The organism is Cecembia lonarensis LW9, assembly GCF_000298295.1.
In the GTDB taxonomy this organism is placed as follows: Bacteria; Bacteroidota; Bacteroidia; order Cytophagales; family Cyclobacteriaceae; genus Cecembia; species Cecembia lonarensis.
Genome location: NZ_AMGM01000076.1, coordinates 1 through 17,652 on the forward strand (window position 1 = coordinate 1; position 17,652 = coordinate 17,652).

Annotated in this window: 20 protein-coding genes; 10 read left to right on the forward strand and 10 right to left on the reverse strand. The window is 40.2% G+C overall.

Translation table 11 applies throughout. The annotated features are described in order from the left end of the window. The 4 genes from B879_RS16745 to B879_RS16760 all read right to left on the reverse strand — a co-directional run. On the reverse strand, positions 1-359 hold a 359-nt coding region (locus B879_RS16745), incomplete at its 3' end, for an OmpH family outer membrane protein (protein WP_040401001.1). An 89-nt stretch (positions 360-448) separates the two neighbouring features. Beyond that, a complete protein-coding gene (locus B879_RS16750; protein WP_009186398.1) occupies positions 449-688 on the reverse strand; it encodes a hypothetical protein in 240 nt (79 codons plus the stop codon). 3 nt (positions 689-691) lie between these two features. Continuing rightward, entirely contained in the window at positions 692-1,594 is a 903-nt protein-coding gene (locus tag B879_RS16755; protein WP_009186399.1) for a histone deacetylase family protein, read from the reverse strand. 65 nt (positions 1,595-1,659) lie between these two features. Beyond that, positions 1,660-2,217, reverse strand: coding sequence for a hypothetical protein (locus tag B879_RS16760; RefSeq protein WP_009186400.1), 558 nt, complete (start codon positions 2,215-2,217; stop codon positions 1,660-1,662). Between the two features lie 125 nt (positions 2,218-2,342). On the opposite strand from B879_RS16760, the gene B879_RS16765 reads away from it, so the two are divergent. Further along, a complete protein-coding gene (locus B879_RS16765; RefSeq protein WP_009186401.1) occupies positions 2,343-2,765 on the forward strand; it encodes an AlbA family DNA-binding domain-containing protein in 423 nt (140 codons plus the stop codon). Positions 2,766-2,770: 5 nt separating this feature from the next. Here the strand turns inward: B879_RS16765 and B879_RS16770 are convergent, their stop codons facing one another. Next, positions 2,771-3,136, reverse strand: coding sequence for a phage holin family protein (locus B879_RS16770; protein ID WP_009186402.1), 366 nt, complete (start codon positions 3,134-3,136; stop codon positions 2,771-2,773). 163 nt (positions 3,137-3,299) lie between these two features. Here B879_RS16770 and B879_RS16775 point away from each other — a divergent pair, with 163 nt between their 5' ends. The 3 genes from B879_RS16775 (at position 3,300) to B879_RS16785 (ending at position 7,255) form a co-directional block, all read left to right on the forward strand. After that, entirely contained in the window at positions 3,300-4,049 is a 750-nt protein-coding gene (locus B879_RS16775) for an acyl-CoA desaturase (protein WP_040401000.1), read from the forward strand. A 245-nt stretch (positions 4,050-4,294) separates the two neighbouring features. Further along, positions 4,295-4,657: a BlaI/MecI/CopY family transcriptional regulator gene (locus B879_RS16780; protein ID WP_009186404.1), complete on the forward strand. Its 363-nt coding sequence runs from the start codon at positions 4,295-4,297 to the stop codon at positions 4,655-4,657. Between the two features lie 6 nt (positions 4,658-4,663). Further along, on the forward strand, positions 4,664-7,255 hold the full coding sequence (locus B879_RS16785) for a TonB family protein (protein WP_009186405.1): 2,592 nt from the start codon (positions 4,664-4,666) through the stop codon (positions 7,253-7,255). 41 nt (positions 7,256-7,296) lie between these two features. On the opposite strand, the gene B879_RS16790 is transcribed toward B879_RS16785, so the two are convergent. Then, positions 7,297-8,364 (reverse strand): agmatinase family protein, encoded by a 1,068-nt coding sequence (locus tag B879_RS16790; RefSeq protein WP_009186406.1) that lies wholly within the window; start codon positions 8,362-8,364, stop codon positions 7,297-7,299. A gap of 40 nt (positions 8,365-8,404) precedes the next feature. Then, positions 8,405-8,887, reverse strand: coding sequence for a SixA phosphatase family protein (locus B879_RS16795; protein ID WP_009186407.1), 483 nt, complete (start codon positions 8,885-8,887; stop codon positions 8,405-8,407). A gap of 153 nt (positions 8,888-9,040) precedes the next feature. Here B879_RS16795 and topA point away from each other — a divergent pair, with 153 nt between their 5' ends. The 3 genes from topA (at position 9,041) to B879_RS16810 (ending at position 13,449) form a co-directional block, all read left to right on the forward strand. Next, entirely contained in the window at positions 9,041-11,362 is a 2,322-nt protein-coding gene (gene topA, locus B879_RS16800) for a type I DNA topoisomerase (protein ID WP_009186409.1), read from the forward strand. 79 nt (positions 11,363-11,441) lie between these two features. Further along, positions 11,442-12,134, forward strand: coding sequence for an SIR2 family NAD-dependent protein deacylase (locus B879_RS16805; RefSeq protein ID WP_009186410.1), 693 nt, complete (start codon positions 11,442-11,444; stop codon positions 12,132-12,134). After that, positions 12,127-13,449, forward strand: coding sequence for a flavin-containing monooxygenase (locus B879_RS16810; RefSeq protein WP_009186411.1), 1,323 nt, complete (start codon positions 12,127-12,129; stop codon positions 13,447-13,449). Before B879_RS16805 ends, B879_RS16810 begins: the two co-directional genes overlap by 8 nt. 280 nt (positions 13,450-13,729) lie before the next feature. On the opposite strand, the gene B879_RS16815 is transcribed toward B879_RS16810, so the two are convergent. Further along, complete coding sequence (locus tag B879_RS16815; protein WP_009186412.1) at positions 13,730-14,332, reverse strand: tetratricopeptide repeat protein; 603 nt, start codon at positions 14,330-14,332, stop codon at positions 13,730-13,732. A gap of 16 nt (positions 14,333-14,348) precedes the next feature. After that, entirely contained in the window at positions 14,349-15,164 is an 816-nt protein-coding gene (locus B879_RS16820) for a 2,3,4,5-tetrahydropyridine-2,6-dicarboxylate N-succinyltransferase (RefSeq protein WP_009186413.1), read from the reverse strand. Between the two features lie 41 nt (positions 15,165-15,205). On the opposite strand from B879_RS16820, the gene B879_RS16825 reads away from it, so the two are divergent. Beyond that, the gene (locus B879_RS16825) at positions 15,206-15,880 is read left to right on the forward strand and encodes a hypothetical protein (RefSeq protein WP_009186414.1); all 675 of its coding nucleotides are present in this window, start codon (positions 15,206-15,208) and stop codon (positions 15,878-15,880) included. After that, positions 15,798-16,340, forward strand: coding sequence for a glycosyltransferase family protein (locus tag B879_RS16830; RefSeq protein WP_157231667.1), 543 nt, complete (start codon positions 15,798-15,800; stop codon positions 16,338-16,340). Before B879_RS16825 ends, B879_RS16830 begins: the two co-directional genes overlap by 83 nt. Here the strand turns inward: B879_RS16830 and B879_RS22670 are convergent. Further along, entirely contained in the window at positions 16,337-16,507 is a 171-nt protein-coding gene (locus B879_RS22670; RefSeq protein ID WP_009186416.1) for a hypothetical protein, read from the reverse strand. The two genes, B879_RS16830 and B879_RS22670, sit on opposite strands and share 4 nt — an antisense overlap. A gap of 413 nt (positions 16,508-16,920) precedes the next feature. On the opposite strand from B879_RS22670, the gene B879_RS16835 reads away from it, so the two are divergent. Beyond that, on the forward strand, positions 16,921-17,583 hold the full coding sequence (locus B879_RS16835) for a metal-dependent transcriptional regulator (protein WP_009186417.1): 663 nt from the start codon (positions 16,921-16,923) through the stop codon (positions 17,581-17,583). Positions 17,584-17,652: the final 69 nt, after the last annotated feature.

The following is a 17,652-nucleotide window of genomic DNA, read 5'->3' on the forward strand; positions in this document are numbered from 1 at the left end:
AGGTTTCTTTCTTTCCTCATCAGTTCCTCCTGTTTCGCTCTTTGCTGATTGATGGTCATTGATCCTGCAGTTTGCTCAAAATTGGCCACCTCCTGCTCAAAACCTCTAGCTCTGCTTCCCAGTTCACTTTCAAACTTCCTGCCTTTTTCAGTAATCTCTTCTGATTTTTCTTTATAAAAATCAAATTTTGAAATTACAGAATCGGTTAGCACATAAGCAATTTTTAAATCAGTAATACTGACCTCTGCCGCACCATCTGCAGAAGCATCTGCGCTGCTGCTCTGTCCTTCTTGTTTACAGGATACTAAGGTGATTGCTGCTACACCTAAAAAACCTAATACTTTCGCTAATTTTTTCACGTTTTCTGACTTATTTTTCAACTAGGCGCAAATATAAACAAAGTATCGAAACCACAAATTTTACATTAGTTACCATTTGTTAAATTCCGTTAATCACGTTTTTTTGAGTGGTCTAATTGTGACTTAAAAACGGTGGCCTGACCAAATAAAGACAATCCGGCAAATGTCACCGCTAAAGCCAAGGTACCTAAACCAAACCAATGCCAAAACCCATTTTCCCTGCCTTTTAATATAATGGACTCTCCTAATAAGCTTAGTCCAAAACCCATGAGTAAAAGTCCCGAAACAGCATATATTAGCCATTTTTTTTTGAGTGATGATTTTTCCATAATTTAGAAATATATGTCCTGTGCAAGTCTGTATGTATTGGCATGTGCTTCAATAATCTGGCTAATTTTTTGAGAGTAGCCCCCTCCCATGCAACACATTATGGGTACCCTATGCCTTTTGGCTGATTCCAAAACCCTTTTATCCCGCTCTTTACAGCCCTGAATACTTAAACCCAATCTACCCAATTTATCTGAAGCCAATACATCTACGCCGGATTGGAAAATGATAAAATCTGGGACAACCTGATCCATTAAGGGTTCAAGGTTAGTATCCAAGATATCCAGGTAAGTGGCATCATCTATCCCATCCGGTAAGCCAATGTCCAAATCAGACTTTTCTTTATGCATGGGATAATTGGCAGCGCCATGCATGCTGAAAGTAAAGACTTTGGACTCTTGTCTGAAGATTTCAGCTGTACCATTTCCCTGATGTACATCCAGATCTACTACCAGGATTTGCCCTGCCAGTTTCTTTTCCAACAGGTAATTAGCGGTGATGGCAATGTCATTGAGTAGACAAAACCCCTCTCCTCTATCCGAAAATGCATGATGGGTCCCACCTGCAATGTTCATGGCTACACCATATTGCAAAGCAAATAGAGCGGCCTGAACGGATCCGTGCATGATGTGTATTTCCCTTTCCACCAATGCTTTGCTCAGTGGAAACCCGGTTCTCCTGATTTCTGACTTGCTCAAGGACAGGTTTTCAAGCTTCTGAAAATATTCAGCATGGTGGGTATTTAAAATCCATTCCCTATCAAGTGCTTCAGGTTCAAAAAAATTAGAGGAGTTTACTGTTCCCTCATACATCAACTGCTCAGGAAGCAGGTTATATTTTTCCATCGGAAACCTATGCCCTTCAGGCAATGGATGGCAATATTTTTCAGAATAGGCAATTTTCAACATATCATAAAAAACGCTTGTTGGGTAAACAAGCGAAGGTAACTTTTGTTGGTAAGGTCTGCAGCTAATTAAATATCCTCTTCTTCCGATTGAAAGCTGTATAAAGTCTCATCTAAAACCAAGCTGTCTTCGTTGAAATCTTTGATAAACTTCGTAATCACCTTTTCATCTATAAATTCCACATTTAAAGCAGCATCAAGCCCTATTCCATAATCATGGTTGGTGTCAATATCGAGAAACTCCTGAACTTTAACCGTTTCTTCCTCCTCTATATCCATGATGATTTCTGTAATGAACCAGCCAATTTCCTCTTCTTCACTGCTTAAAGGCTTTAAATTTCCATTTTCGTCCTCTTCGTAATGAATGGCTTTGAAATTTGGAAACTTTTTGGCCGCTTCATGCTCTGCCAACTCATAAACTTCCGAAGAATGGTGCAATCTCAGTGTATACAAGGCAGCATCGTAAATAACCTCTTTGCCCTCATACATGCCAATAAAATAAAAGTTAACAAATTCATCGCTGTTCTCCTCTGTGGGAACAATTTTAAACATTTTGCCACTTGCCTCAATTTCTTTCTTTAAGGATTCGATGGTTTTTGGGTCAAAACCTTCATTGTGGTATTTCATAGGTTAGGAAAAGTTTGTTAAAGCTAACATACACTAGATTTACTTAATTTGAAAACAGATTTCTGAATCTGTCTAACTAAATTTCAAATACGGTCTTTATTTCAAGATATAATTTACTCAAAAGGATGGAAATAAAAAAAGACATGGATGTAATTCATCAACTTTTAAAAGATGGTGAAGGAGAAAAACTGGATTTTAAGCAAAGTATCAATAAAAGTTCAAGAATTGCAAAGACCCTTGTTGCATTTGCCAATACTGAAGGAGGTAAGATCGCCGTAGGTATATCGGATCGTGGTAAGATAAAAGGTGTTGATCCAGAGGAAGAAAAATTCATGATCAACCAGGCCAATAATCAATTTTGTGTTCCACCTGTTTTCCTAAATTTTGAGACCTATGAGGTGGACTACCTGGATGGAGAGGAGCTGGAGGAGGAAATCTATGTGCTGATCGTAAATGTAACGAAGTCTTCCAGACAGCATTCATATAAAAATCCGGATGGTAGTCTGAGTGCCTATATTAGAAATAAAGACAAAACCCTGCCAGTCTAACATTTTTAGCGGTTCTCTCCAAGTGAAACGCCCAGAAGAGAATTAATCAGACCAAGCACTAAGCCAAATAGTAGGGCCCACCAAAAACCATCCACGGAGAAACCTGGAACTAATGCAGCTGCTATAAGAATTAAAATGGCATTTATGGCCAATAAAAACAGCCCCAATGTCAATATGGTAATAGGAATGGTCAACAGAATCAAAAGCGGTTTTACAGTAATATTGAGTAAGGCAATGAGTGCGGCTATGACCAAAGCGGTCAAAAAGGATTCCACATGAACCCCGGGAATAATGTACTGCGCAATTAGGACGGCTATTGCTGCCAAAATGAGTTGTAGTAATATATTCATAGCCTCGCCGGATTTGCTCATAAAATAATGGGTTACAATTGTAAGTAAATTTAAAGTCAACAAAACAAAAATAAAAGTTATTCCCCGATAATGTGCATTTTTGAACAGATTCTTCACTAGGCTGTTTTACTTCTACAATTAAGCGTTTATCTTTGCCTTATTACTAATTACTAATTCATTACAAGTGATCTTAATTATCTTCTTTCTCCTGCATTGGTATTTCTCCCTGTTTTGCCAAAGCTTTTTCCTTCATAGATATGCTGCCCACCAAATGTTTTCAATGACCAAGTTTTGGGAACGGTTTTTCTACGTATTTACATGGATTTGCCAAGGCAGTTCTTACCTATCTCCAAGAGCTTATGCCATCCTGCACAGGATGCACCATGCTTACAGTGATACCCCAAAGGACCCACATAGCCCACATCATACAGAAAATCTGTTTACCATGATGTGGAAAACCAAAAACATTTATAACGATTACTTTACTTTCAAATTAAAACCTGAAGATAGGTTTTCCAAGGATGTGCCAGATTGGAATAAATTCGATCTCTTCGCAGATTCCATGGCAGTAAGATTTGGCTGGGGAATCTTTTATGTCTTGGTGTATGTGCTGAGCATCTCAGTATTTGAATTAGCGGGAACACACTGGTGGATGTATTTCCTTCTTCCTATTCATTTCATGATGGGACCTGTTCACGGGGCAATTGTAAACTGGTCTGGACATAAATATGGATATGCCAACTTTGACAATAATGATAAATCCAAAAACAGCCTTTTATTGGATGTATTGATGTTGGGCGAACTGTTCCAAAACAACCACCATAAGTTACCCAATAGACCTAATTTTGCGGTTAAATGGTATGAGTTTGACCCTACCTACCCTATTGTAAAGCTGCTACACGCTACAGGGGTAATTAAACTCAGAACGAGTTGATTGTTACAAAAATAATTAAATACTAAGCCTGCAAGTAGCAGGCTTTTTTTGTTTTAAACATATAAAACCTACACCACCTGTTCACTAGGAGCTTACGGTATTTATTTTCCCTTTTTGCCTAAATTTCAGCGTTTTTTTTTGTATATGATTAAATTTTTCGTGGTGATGAAAAAAATTCAGGGAAGATTTTGTTTATTTAAAACTAAATCGATAAGTTGGAAACGAATTTAAACTTAAACACAGTTATGAGAGAACTAACAAGAGCAGAAGAGCAGATCATGCAAATCCTCTGGGATATCGAGAAAGGTTTCGTCAAAGATATCCTTGAAAAAATGTCCGAGCCCAAGCCAGCCTATAACACCGTATCTACGATTGTTCGTATTCTGGAAAGAAAGGGTTTTGTAAGTCACAAGGCTTATGGAAAGTCGCACGAATACTTCCCCATTGTATCCAAGGATGAATACAGGAGTTTCTCTATCAAAAAACTGCTTTCGGGCTATTTTAATGATTCCTTCTCCAGGTTGGCCTCTTTCTTTGCCAAAGACAAGGACCTTGATGTCAAAGAGATCGAAAAGATCTTGAACGAGGTGAAGGAAGAGTCTAAATAAGGACTTATGGCTGCCTTATTGGATTATATCTGGCTGAGTACATTCAGCATGTTGATTTTCTTTGGAATTCATTGGTTGTTCCTAAGGAATGAAAAGACGCTTAAACTTAGCAGGATATATTTATTGGTCAGCCCTTTACTTGCTTTGGCAATGCCTTTGGTCGATATACCGGTGGATTTTGCCAAACCAAGTGTTTCCTTGGATCAGACACAATTTTATCGGGCGCTTGCTGTACAAGAAGCGCCCGATAATTTTGTAGCTACTTTTGGGCTACCTGAAATTACGGTTCAGGGTTCCAAACTGCCCATTCTTTGGACCCAGAAGGATTACCTGTTCCTATTTTATTTTCTGGTGCTTTTCATGATGTCCCTGCGCTTGGTTTGGATATTTATCCAAATGCGGATGTTGACAGAAAGGGGATGGTACCAAACCCGTTACAACTTAAAATATGAGTATTTTTTAATACCTACCTTTGGACTCGCTCCCATTTTCTCCTATTTCAATAAGCTATTTTGGGATGATACCCACCAATTGAATAAGGAGGAGGAGGCGCAGATCCTTCAGCATGAAATTGAGCACATCAAACAAGGACATACCTATGATTTGGTGTATTATCAGGTATTGACTACGCTTTTTTGGTTCAACCCAGGCATTTATTTGCTCCGCTCCGCTTTGGTTGACGTTCATGAATACCTGGCGGATGATCAAGTCATTCACCGTTTACCGAATAGCGAGGCCTATCCCAAATTGGTGGTAAAAATGGCATTTAAGGGCATTGACCTTCCTGTTGGAAGTTATTTTTCAAAATCTACCACGCTAAAAAGGATTTTGATGATGAAAAAGACGCCAAAAATCAATTGGTTCAAATCCTTGATGGTTTTTCCGCTCTCCTTCCTTTTGATGGCCCTGGTGTCGATGAAAACAGAGCGTGGACTTGGATTCTTATCCAGTAATATCACCTCCAATCTAGAGGATATTCGTTCACGTCTTGTAGCCTCTCAGGATTCTTTGGATTTTCATGTTAAAGTCAAAAGGATCCAAAATCCTATGCATTATGAGTTGATCAGTGAATGGTATAAAGGAAAGCTGCAGGCTCAAATCGGAGAATTGGTATATGAGTTTTCTGATATTTATTCGGATGAAGATTATGTAAAAGTAAGGGGATTAATCCGTGCCCTCAGAGGGACCTCTGTTCATTATAAAGATTACAGTGGTGCTTTAAAGCGGTATCAGGTAGATGAACCTGCAAGCCCTGAAGGAGGAATGGCCACTTGGTATCAAAACATCATGCAAGAAGTCCAAATCCCTCAAAAAGAATTGGAACTGGGGATTGGTGGGGTTTTGCAAGTTGAATTTATAGTAGATGAAAAGGGAGAGGTTATCCAACCGGTAATCAAAAGTAGTTTTGGTGGAGGATTGGATGAAAAAGTGATTCCATTGATAAAAAAGGAACAATGGGTTCCTGCCAAAAAGAATGGCAAATCAGTAACTTCAGTTCAGTCAGTTTCCTTTGCCTTTTATCCTCCGCAACAAGAAGCTTTGGCAGATGCCCATCATTTTTTCAATTCAGCGGCTGCACCAAAAGCCAGTCCATCCGTTACCCAAACCGGAGAGGAAATTTTTGATGTGGTGGAGCAGGCCCCTGAGTTCAAGGGTGGCATGCAGGCCTGGAATGAATATATCAATAAAAACCTGAGCTATCCGGAGGCTGCCAAATCCAACGGGATTGAAGGTACTGTATACCTTGTTTTTGTGATCAATCAAGAAGGTCAGGTGGAAAATCCCGAGATCTTAAGAGGTGTTGGGTTTGGACTGGATGAAGAGGCCCTGCGTTTGGTCAGTGAAAGCCCTGATTGGAATCCAGGCTCCCAAAGAGGAAAAGCAGTGAATGTGAGGATGAGGTTGCCTGTTAAATTTAAACTTTCAAACACTACTATTGCACAAGGTATTACGGGTTCTGAAAGCAAGGATGTTCATCATGGAGAAAGCCCGAAACCTTCTGTGGCATTCATGGAGTACATGAGGAAGAATTTAAGGTATCCTGTGGAAGCCAGAGAAGCGGGACTTATTGGTACTGTAACGGCGGCATTCAAACTGGATAAAAATGGAAATGTCAAGGATGTAGTCATTACCCAAAGCCCATCTGAAATATTCTCAAAGGAAGTGTTGAGGGTGTTGGAACAAAATAAGGCACAATGGCATGTAGAGGGAGTTGCTTACGGCCAGGAAGTGAAAATGCCGGTAACTTTTCAAATGGCCCACTTACCAAAACCTTTGAGGAGCCATTTGCCAAATGAAGTTGTCGTGACTGGGTATAATAGTACAAGGGTAGATACAAAACCTAAGGTGAAAGACCTCTCCCCTTCTTGGACCATTCATGGTGAACCTGGAGGTATAAAGCTAGAATCCGACCCGTCCAGCAATATGGTTTTTGTTATTGATGGAGAATTGAGACCTGATTTTATTCCCAATACAGATTTAAAACCAAAAGACATCAAGCAGCTTGAAATAGTAAAAGGTGATAAAGCAATGGAGTTGGTACCCTTGTATGGTGAAAAGGCGGTCAACGGTGTGATCCTGATACAGACTTACAAATAAAAAATAAGGCTGTCTATTTTATTAAGACAGCCTTTTGAGACTTATTTCAGATTAAGTTTGCCCTGCGAAACACCAAATAGATTGGCCATTCGGTAAAGTATCCTTGCTCCTACATTTCCATCCCATTCATCTCCTTCCGGACCTGGTGCCACTTCTACCAGATCAAAACCTATGATTTTTTTGCCGGACTTGACTACCTGCTTCATCAGGTATAGCACTTGTTCCATTTCAAAACCACCGGCCACCGGCGTTCCTGTATGAGGGCACAACTTGGGATCCAAGCCATCAATATCAATGGTGATATATACCTCTTGGGGTAGTTTTTCTACGATATCATCACAGATGATTTTCCATGCCTTTCCCTCATACATATCCTCTTTGATGTCCTTGTCATAAAAGGTGTAAATTCTATTGTTTTCCTTGGCCATGATGGCTTCCTCCTGACAATAATCCCGTATGCCAACCTGGACCAGTTTACTGATTTGTGGAAATTTGAGGGCATTGTAAGCAATGGAAGCATGCGAAAATTCAAAATTTTCATAGGCCTTTCTAAGGTCAGCATGGGCATCTATCTGCAGAATTCCAAAACTATTGTGCTCCTCGGTCAGGGCTTTGATCAAGCCTAATGGTGTGCTATGGTCTCCCCCTAACAGGGCAACAATTTTTCCTTTTTCTCTTAATATTTTTGCCTGTCTGTAAACCCATTCGTTCATTTCTGCACTTGCCTTGTTAATGACTTCAGGAACAGCTGCAAATCTTTCTGCCTCATTTTCCGGGGAGCCGGCCTCCAGCCATGCTAAGTAATTGCGTGCCAATATTCTATAATTACTGCTTAAAGTAGCCATTTCTTCAGGTATGGGTAAGAGGTGAATGCCCATTTTCCATGCATCATGTATATCATCTTGATAAAGATCAACTTGATAGGATGCCTGTAGCACCGCTTCCGGTCCATCAGCAGTTCCAGGTGAATAAGATACCGTAACCTCCCATGGAACTGGGATAATGACCAGATCTGCTGTTTCTTCATCAAAGGGAAGTCCAAAAATCCCCTCGTTGGAACTGACACCATTTGGGTCGAAACGTTCGATAATTATATGCTTTAATGACATAAATTGGTGTTAATTTGAAAATGTTATGTTAATAAAATATTCAGTAAAGTACTTCAGTCAAATGCCCGGTATTATTTCCGACCATATTCCAGTTGCTTTGAAATAGGTCTAATTTTGTCATCATACCTGGTCTGAGGTTGATGAAATTATCTCCGGAAAGATAAGCTGCCAAAGCAGAAATTCCAGGATTATGCCCAATGATCAAGAGATTTCTAACCTCATCTGAAGTTCCATTGATCAAATCCAACATCTTACTGGGATTGGCTTCATATAAATCGGAAAGGAAATAAGCCTCTTTTACTGGCAGGTATTTTTCAATGATTTTTTCTGTTTCAAGTGTTCTAACAGCATTGCTGCAAAGGACCAAATCAAAATATAGACCCTTGTTTTTTAGGGTTTTAGATAATCTGTGTAATTGTTTTTCCCCACTTTCCTTCAATGGTCGGTCAAAATCACGCCCTGAAACAGAGGACAGGGCTGCCTCTCCATGTCTGAGGAGAAACAAAACTTTATTTATCTCCATGGGTTGAATAATTATTCCTATACAATCTTACGAAATTATTATACCAAAGATCAGATGAAATGAATCTAAATTTGGAAAGCATTATATTGCCGTCTATTTTTAGGTTTTTAATTAGATGGTAACCAGTAACCATTCTGTAAATTACAGTTTAATATGTCAAAAAATTTAGTCATCGTGGAGTCGCCCGCTAAGGCAAAAACCATAGAGGGATACTTGGGAAAGGATTATAAAGTAGTTTCCAGTTACGGTCATGTTCGTGATCTACCCAAAGGAGACAAAGCGATCGATATTCAAAACAGGTTCAAACCTACCTATGAGGTTACCCCGGATAAAAAGGAGGTCATCAAACAACTTAAAAGCCACGTAAAGAATGCTGAAACAGTGTTTTTGGCAAGTGACGATGACCGGGAAGGCGAAGCCATATCCTGGCATCTGAAAGAGGTTTTGAAATTGAAAGATGAAAATACCAAAAGGATTGTTTTCAGGGAAATTACCAAAAATGCCATTTCCAAAGCCATTGAAAACCCCAGAAAAATAGATATAGATCTGGTCAACGCACAACAGGCCCGAAGAATTTTGGACAGGTTGGTGGGATTTGAACTCTCTCCTATTCTTTGGAAAAAGATCAAAACCGGTCTTTCGGCAGGACGGGTACAATCTGTCGCTGTGAGGCTGATTGTTGAAAGAGAAAGGGACATAGAAAAATTTAAAGCCAAATCTTCCTTTAGGATAACTGCCCAATTTGAAGCTGATGGAAAAAGCTTTAATGCAGAACTTCCCAAAAAATTTGAAACCAAAGAAGAAGCGGAGGACTTTCTCAAAAGATGTCTGAATGCTGAATTTGCGGTAGAAAACCTTGAGACTAAACCGGGTAAAAAATCACCGGCCGCACCGTTTACTACTTCAACCCTACAGCAGGAAGCCAGTAGGAAGCTCTATTTTTCTGTGGCCCAGACTATGTCTGTGGCCCAAAAGCTCTATGAAGCCGGTAAAATCACTTACATGCGAACCGATAGTGTGAATTTATCGGAAGATGCCATGCAGTCCGCAAAAAATGAAATCATTTCCGCTTATGGCACTGAGTTCCATTTTGCCAGGAAATACGCTACCAAATCTGAAGGTGCACAGGAAGCGCACGAAGCCATCAGGCCTACTGATTTTTCAAAACATGAGGTAACCGGAGATCGGAATGAACAAAGATTATACGAACTGATCTGGAAACGGGCCATTGCATCCCAGATGGCGGATGCCAAACTGGAAAAGACGGTTGCTACCATAGGGATTTCCACCACGCCTGAGAAACTTACAGCCAGCGGTGAAGTGATCAAGTTTGAAGGTTTTCTTAAAGTCTACCTTGAAAGTACAGATGATGAGCCGGAAGATGAGGAAAATGCCAACAAAGGCCTGCTACCTCCATTGTCTGTGGGACAGGTTTTGGAATTAATGGAAATGAAAGGAAGGGAATCTTTCACCCGTCCAGCTCCCCGATACACAGAGGCTTCTCTGGTAAAAAAGCTGGAAGAACTAGGTATCGGAAGACCATCAACCTACGCACCCACCATTTCCACCATACAAAAGCGTGAATATGTGGTCAAAGAATCCAGGGATGGGACCGAAAGAAAGTACCTGGAAATGAAAATCAATAAAAATGGATTTTCAAAGCAGGATAAGGTTGAAATCACAGGGGCAGATAAAAATAAACTTTTCCCTACCAATATCGCCATGGTAGTGAATGATTTTCTGGTGGAGCATTTTCCTAATGTGATTGACTTTTCATTTACAGCCAAGGTGGAAAAGGAATTTGATGACATAGCCCATGGAGGGCAGGTTTGGCAGGATATGATTGATAACTTCTATGGTAAGTTTCATACACGCGTAGAAGAGACCGCCAATGTAGCCCGAGCAGATGTCAACAGTTCCAGAGAGTTGGGAAAAGACCCTAAAACAGGTAAGCCTGTTATCGCCCGCTTGGGAAGGTTTGGACCTTTGGTTCAGATCGGAGAACAGGAAGATGAGGAGAAACAGTTTGCCAGCATGAAAAAAGGGCAGTTTATCGAGAATATAACTTTAGAAGACGCCCTGGAGTTATTCAAATTGCCCCGAGACGTGGGAATGTTTGAAGACAAAAAAATGGTTGCCGGTGTAGGGAAATTTGGTCCTTACATCCGACACGACAGCAAGTTTGTTTCCCTAAAAAAAGAGCAGGATCCGCTGGCCATTACCGAAGAAGAAGCCATTCAGCTGATTTTAGAGAAGCGGGAAGCGGATGAGAAAAAACATATCAAGACCTTTGAAGAAAATCCGGAAATACAGATTTTAAATGGAAGATGGGGTCCATATATCAAGTTCGGTAAAAATAATTTCAAAATCCCCAAAGATAAAGAGGCTGAAAGTCTTACTTATAAAGAGACTATTGAAATTATTGAAAATCAACCTGTTAAAAAATCAGGGAGATTTACTAAAAAGAAAGCTTAATTTCCAGAGCGGCAACAGAGGTTGCCGTTTTTTTTTGGAATTTTGATTAGATTCCGCTTAGATTAAGGGAAAAATTAAAATGAAGAAGTTGGTGGTTTTGACGGGTGCCGGTATTTCAGCAGAAAGCGGTATCAACACCTTTAGGGATGCGGGCGGATTATGGGAAGGTCATGATGTCATGGAAGTGGCCTCACCTGAGGGCTGGCGGAAAAACCGGGAATTGGTCCTGGATTTTTACAACCAAAGAAGGAAACAGGCGCTATCTTGTGAACCGAATGGTGCCCACTTGGAACTGGCCCATTTGGAAGAATTTTTTGATGTCACCATTATCACACAAAACGTAGACCATTTGCATGAAAAAGCAGGTTCCAGTAAAATCATCCATCTTCATGGAGAGCTTTTTAAAGCACAAAGTACAGCAGACCCTTCTTTGGTCTATGATATGGAAGGTTGGGAAATCAAACCAGGTGACAAATGCGAAAAAGGGAGTCAATTAAGACCATTTGTAGTATGGTTTGGTGAAATGGTACCGATGATGGAGCCCGCCATTGAGGAAGCACTTCGTGCGGATATTTTTGCTGTGATTGGTACTTCTCTCCTGGTATACCCAGCTGCAGGACTCATACAATATGCGCCCAAAAATATTCCCAAATACATTGTGGATATCCAGATTCCTGAACTGGGTTTTGTAGATCAGCTCAGGAGAATTGAAGCCCCGGCTTCCATTGGAACCAAATTGATGTCCGAAGAAATCATAAAGAACTATGCATAAAAGAATTGCTGTTATCGGAACCGGTCCATCCGGTATCACCGCCCTGAAAAACCTTCTGGATGAAGGCTTGGATGTAGTAGCTTTCGACAGGAATCATGATGTGGGAGGCAATTGGATATTTACAGAGAAGGATTCTCATTCCAGTGTTTTTGAGACAACACATATTATCAGTTCCAAGACCTTATCCCAATATGCAGATTTTACTTTTGATGATTTTGACCCTGATGCAGCGGATTATCCTTCACATGATACGTTGAGACGTTATTTTCAGGCTTATGCAAGGCATTTCAATCTCTATCCAAATATTCGATTTAATACTATGGTCATTCACTGCAAGTGGATTAATGACAAGGAATGGCTTGTGGAAACAGAATCTGATGGAATCCGAAGTATTGAGAAATTTACGGATCTTGTGGTTTGTAATGGACACCATTGGAATCCAAGATGGCCCAATTATCCTGGAGAATTTGCAGGAGAATACCTGCATTCGCATCATTTCAAAAAGGCAGCTCCATTTGAAGGAAAGCGGGTCTTGGTCATTGGAGGTGGTAATTCTGCCTGTGATGTGGCCGTAGAGACAAGCCGAGTGAGCGAAATGACTGCCATTTCTTGGCGCAGGGGTTATAGAATAATTCCAAAGTTCTTTTTTGGCAAACCTTCCGATAAAATTGGGGAAAGAAGCTCTTGGATTCCTTTAAAAATCAGAAGTTTTTTCTTTGACCTTTTGCTCAAGATTATGGTGGGCGATAATGCTTTGTATGGTTTGAGGAAAGTAGAAACCAAATTTGGCGAAACCCATCCTACCATCAATGATGAGTTGTTGTATAAAATCAGGCATGGTAAAGTGAAACCTCGATTGGATATCAAGCGCTTCGAGGGGAATAAGGTGATTTTTGAAGATGGCCTGGAGGAAATATACGACAGCATCATTGCCTGTACTGGCTATTACCTCTCCCACCCTTTCTTTGACAAGGACTTTCTGGATTACAGTTCGGGTCCTGTACCACTTTATCTAAAAATGTTCCATCCCGAATACAGAAACCTGTACTTTATAGGGATGTTCCAACCTTTGGGCTGTATCTGGCCCGGGGCGGAATTGCAGGCTAAAATCATGGCGAGGGAGTTGGCAGGAAAGTGGGAAAGACCGAAAAACACCCCTGAGCTGTGTGAATTGGAGGTGAAGAAACCCCATTACAATCAAATCGACACGCCTAGGCATACCATTACTGTGGACTTTCATCGGTTTAAAAAGGAGTTATTAAAGCATTTACCTAAGGATTATGTATCTAAGTCCGTGGGGGTTTTGGAGAATTAGAATGTGAGACACAAGATTCAAGTTTAAAGCTGGAGTTGGGTATGTTGCTCAAGTGAATTTGGATCGTGTACCAAGTATTGTCAAGCAGCTTATTGAAATTCACTATTTGGAGATCGGATAAAATGGTTTTAAAATCCCTGCAAAATACCGTCAGCGTTGATTTAGATAGATGAATTCGGGATTGCAAATCCCGAACAGCAGCGATTTCCCGAACAGTGGTGCCAAAAAAAACGCTTCGGGAAATGAAATCCCGAAGCGCCTTAATTCCATTAGGAATTTTTTATTTACAATATTTATCCAAAGCTTCCTGTGCTTCTTGGTAATTTAATTTAACTGCTGCTCGAAGGTCATCACAGCCCGATTTTTTTCTATCTGTTGCGATTTTTAACATGCCCCTGTAATAATAGGCCATCTCAAAGTTCTTGTCCATTTTGATTGCAGTACTGTAATCTTTATACGCCTCATTCGTATTGCCTATTTGGTGAAGGGCCCTGCCTTTCATAAAATAGGCCATGGCTGGTGCTCCTGGTATTTCTACCGCATAATCTGCATAAAGCAAGGCATTATTGTGCTTCTTTTGTTTTTGGTAAAGGTTGGAGAGACTCAGCAAAACCTGGAAATTCTTCTTGTCTATTTCCAAAGCTGCAAGAAAATCCCGCTCTGCTTGCTGAAATTGTCCTAGTTCCTCATAAGACCTTCCTCTATTGTATAGGGCCTTTACATTCTTGGGTTTGGAAGCCAGGAAATTATCATAGGCAGTAATGGCTTCCTCATAGGCTCCCTGATTGAATAAATCATCTCCTTTGTTAGATTCTCTACCGGAACAGGAAAACAAAAACGTGATGCTGATAAGGGCAGCACCGACCCAATGATGTAATCTCATGCAAATCTTTTAATTTTTAAACGGCGACATTATTTTCTCTTAATGCATCGTTCAAGGAAGTTTTCAGATCTGTAGAAGCTTTTCTTTGTCCAATAATCAGCGCACAGGGCACTTGAAACTCTCCGGCTGGAAATTTCTTGGTCAAAGCTCCCGGAATGACCACAGATCTTTCAGGAACATATCCTTTATATTCTTTAGGTTCAGCTCCGGTGACATCAATGATTTTTGAACTTGCTGTCAAAGTAACACCGGCACCGATAACCGCTTCTTTTCCAATTCTCACTCCTTCAACGATGATGGCTCTTGATCCAATAAATGCGCCATCTTCTACTATTACGGGGGCTGCCTGAACAGGTTCCAAAACCCCTCCAATTCCTACTCCCCCACTCAGATGTACATTTTTGCCAATTTGGGCACAAGAACCAACTGTAGCCCATGTATCAACCATCGTGCCACTGTCCACAAAAGCCCCAATATTTACATAAGAAGGCATCATTACCACACCACTGGCCAGGTAAGCTCCGTATCTTGCCACTGCATGTGGAACTACACGCACACCCTGCTTGGCATAATTGGTTTTCAAAGCCATCTTGTCATGAAACTCAAAAGGCCCCACTTCAATGGTGTGCATTTTTTGGATAGGAAAATAAAGGATCACGGCCTTTTTTACCCAGTCATTGACCTGCCATAGCCCATTACCTAATGGTGCCGCAACCCGCACCGCTCCTCTGTCAAGGTCGCTGATGACAGTTTTTATGGCTATTTCAACATCTTTTTCCTTTAATAACTCCCTGTTATCCCAGGCTCTTTCAATAATAGATTGTAATTCCATATTTTTGATCTTATTCTTTACGGTATTTAGGCTAAAAGCTAATGGTGAAACCTACAATTTTGATTGCTTCCCTTCTCAAACCACTTAAAGATTCAAGGGCCTATTACAGGTTGGGTTTATCACTGCGTGAAACAAATAAATACCGTCTAAACATCATAGGATTTTCAAAAAAAAAAGAGGATGAGGTAGAAAATATTAAATTTACCCCGCTTTTTTTGAATAACAGATCAGGCAGAGAAAGGTGGAAGGCTGGTTTTAGATTTTTAAAAGTATACCAAAAAGAAAAGCCCGATTTGACCGTCATCTGTACTTGGGAATTTATACCATTTGCCCTCTTTGGTAAAGTGCTATATGGTGGTAAACTGATCTACGATGTACAGGAAAATTATACCTTGAACATAGCGCACAATCAAACATTGAAAGGATTCCGAAAATACCTGGCTATGGGGTTGATTCTATTTATCGAAGCCATCGGAAAAATGATTTTTGAACATTATGTATTTTCTGAACAGTGTTATAAAGTTGAAAAAAAGCATTTTAAGCCCTATTTGGTGTTGGAAAATAAATTCAGCGGTACACTCATAGAAAGGCCAATTGACCCAAAAAAAGCTCCCCAATACTGCCATAAATTTTTTGATTTCGGGTACCATTACGGAAGTATATGGTATCCAAGAAGCCATGGATTGGTTTTTAAATTTACAGAAATCCTTTCCTGAGATTTCACTGCATATTATCGGTCATTGTCCGCTTCCGGAATTTGAAAAAATGCTGAAGGAAATGGCTGATAGAAATAAGGGAATACGCTTGGATATATCCCCTATTCCAGTGCCCTATGCTCAAATTCTGGAAGCATATAGATCAGCAGATATGGTATTGCTCCCCTACCGACAAATCCCCAGCATCAGTCCAAAAATTCCCAGCAAACTCTATGAGTGCCTGGCCATGGGCATTCCTTTCTTGCATAGCCCCAATGCGCTGTGGCATTCCTTTTCCGATAAATACCAAGCCGGTTTTGAAGTGGATTTTACATTAAATGATCAGGGCAAGGAAATCATGGCCAGGCTGCGGTCCTCCAAATTTTATAATAAGGCCTTTCCTTATGAAGCTTTTTGGGCCCATAAGGAAAAGGCGCAATTGCAGGATTTGGTCAACCAACTGATCAATTCCAAGCATTAGAATGTAAGGCTTAGCCCTAATCCATTTCTTTGCATCCCAAATGACCATTCTTGCTTGGCCCCTTGGCTTGCATATGGCCTGCCTGCATTATAGGCCTCTGTAGCCAATTGTGCTTTTAAGGAGAAAAACACGGCGAATAACAGGATGGTGGTAAGGGTTTTTTTCATGTTTTTTTTAGAAAAGTATGAAAAAAACTAATTAGTAAATTCATTGCTAAAAATTTATTTTTAAGCCTTATCGGTCTGATATTTTTTTTCTCTTATGAGAATTTCACAGGAAATCCTATCCTTTCTTCAAGTCCAATAATTTATCCTCCTGGATATTTTTACAGAAACCATTGTTTCTATTTTAGAAACTTGTTTAACGGTTACCTTTTATGCTGTTAGCCTCTTTTTAACCATATTTAATGTGCTGATAATCTTTTAAATATGATAATTTTTATAGAAGTAAAAATTAAATTTTAGATATATCTAAATTCTAAATAACATTAAATTTTGACTTATCCACAGATCTTTTAGCCTTTTTAAAATTTATTTTTCGATTAGGCTAAAAAAGTTATATTTGTCCTAAATTTTCAAACATGATCCAATTGACCCCTGCTGAGGAGAGTTACCTCAAAGCCATTTACCATATTTCTGATGGAGGTAAAAGAAGTGTTTCCACCAATGATATCTCTTTCCAGATGAAGACCAAGCCCGCCTCTGTGTCTGACATGCTGCGTAGACTGGGTGAAAAGGAAGTCATCGAGTACCGGAAGTATTATGGGGTAAACATCACCGAGGAAGGGAAAAAGTTGGCTTTACAGACCATCCGGAAACACCGACTTTGGGAAGTTTTTTTGGTAGAAAAACTCCGCTTCTCATGGGATGAGGTGCATGAGGTGGCTGATGAATTGGAACATATCAAATCCAAACTCCTGATCCAAAGGTTGGATGAATACCTGGGTTTCCCCAAGTTTGACCCCCATGGAGATCCTATTCCTGATGAATATGGAGATGTTCGTTCAAGGCCCAGATTGACCCTATCTGAACTGGATATAAATGCCACAGGACAGTTGGTCGCTGTGAAAGACAGTTCCGCTGCATTTCTGCGTTATTTGGACAAGGTGGGCGCCTATATCGGAGCAAGGATCAAAGTGCTGGATAAAGTTGAGTTTGACGGTTCGGTTGAAATCCTCGTGGACAATAAAAAGACCATCTTTATGTCCAAGGATGTGGCGGGGAATGTCTTGGTGATGGTTTAGTTGAAGGAAGACTCAAGACACAAGACACAAGACACAAGACTTAAGAATCAAAATACTCGAGATGTTTAT

Excerpts from the sequence above, each read along its gene's own strand:
- B879_RS16750 (WP_009186398.1), bottom strand. The coding sequence starts at position 688 with ATGGAAAAATCATCACTCAAAAAAAAATGGCTAATATATGCTGTTTCG.
- B879_RS16755 (WP_009186399.1), bottom strand. The coding sequence starts at position 1,594 with ATGTTGAAAATTGCCTATTCTGAAAAATATTGCCATCCATTGCCTGAA.
- B879_RS16760 (WP_009186400.1), bottom strand. The coding sequence starts at position 2,217 with ATGAAATACCACAATGAAGGTTTTGACCCAAAAACCATCGAATCCTTA.
- B879_RS16765 (WP_009186401.1), top strand. The coding sequence starts at position 2,343 with ATGGAAATAAAAAAAGACATGGATGTAATTCATCAACTTTTAAAAGAT.
- B879_RS16770 (WP_009186402.1), bottom strand. The coding sequence starts at position 3,136 with ATGAGCAAATCCGGCGAGGCTATGAATATATTACTACAACTCATTTTG.
- B879_RS16780 (WP_009186404.1), top strand. The coding sequence starts at position 4,295 with ATGAGAGAACTAACAAGAGCAGAAGAGCAGATCATGCAAATCCTCTGG.
- B879_RS16785 (WP_009186405.1), top strand. The coding sequence starts at position 4,664 with ATGGCTGCCTTATTGGATTATATCTGGCTGAGTACATTCAGCATGTTG.
- B879_RS16790 (WP_009186406.1), bottom strand. The coding sequence starts at position 8,364 with ATGTCATTAAAGCATATAATTATCGAACGTTTCGACCCAAATGGTGTC.
- B879_RS16795 (WP_009186407.1), bottom strand. The coding sequence starts at position 8,887 with ATGGAGATAAATAAAGTTTTGTTTCTCCTCAGACATGGAGAGGCAGCC.
- topA (WP_009186409.1), top strand. The coding sequence starts at position 9,041 with ATGTCAAAAAATTTAGTCATCGTGGAGTCGCCCGCTAAGGCAAAAACC.
- B879_RS16805 (WP_009186410.1), top strand. The coding sequence starts at position 11,442 with ATGAAGAAGTTGGTGGTTTTGACGGGTGCCGGTATTTCAGCAGAAAGC.
- B879_RS16810 (WP_009186411.1), top strand. The coding sequence starts at position 12,127 with ATGCATAAAAGAATTGCTGTTATCGGAACCGGTCCATCCGGTATCACC.
- B879_RS16815 (WP_009186412.1), bottom strand. The coding sequence starts at position 14,332 with ATGAGATTACATCATTGGGTCGGTGCTGCCCTTATCAGCATCACGTTT.
- B879_RS16820 (WP_009186413.1), bottom strand. The coding sequence starts at position 15,164 with ATGGAATTACAATCTATTATTGAAAGAGCCTGGGATAACAGGGAGTTA.
- B879_RS16825 (WP_009186414.1), top strand. The coding sequence starts at position 15,206 with ATGGTGAAACCTACAATTTTGATTGCTTCCCTTCTCAAACCACTTAAA.
- B879_RS22670 (WP_009186416.1), bottom strand. The coding sequence starts at position 16,507 with ATGAAAAAAACCCTTACCACCATCCTGTTATTCGCCGTGTTTTTCTCC.
- B879_RS16835 (WP_009186417.1), top strand. The coding sequence starts at position 16,921 with ATGATCCAATTGACCCCTGCTGAGGAGAGTTACCTCAAAGCCATTTAC.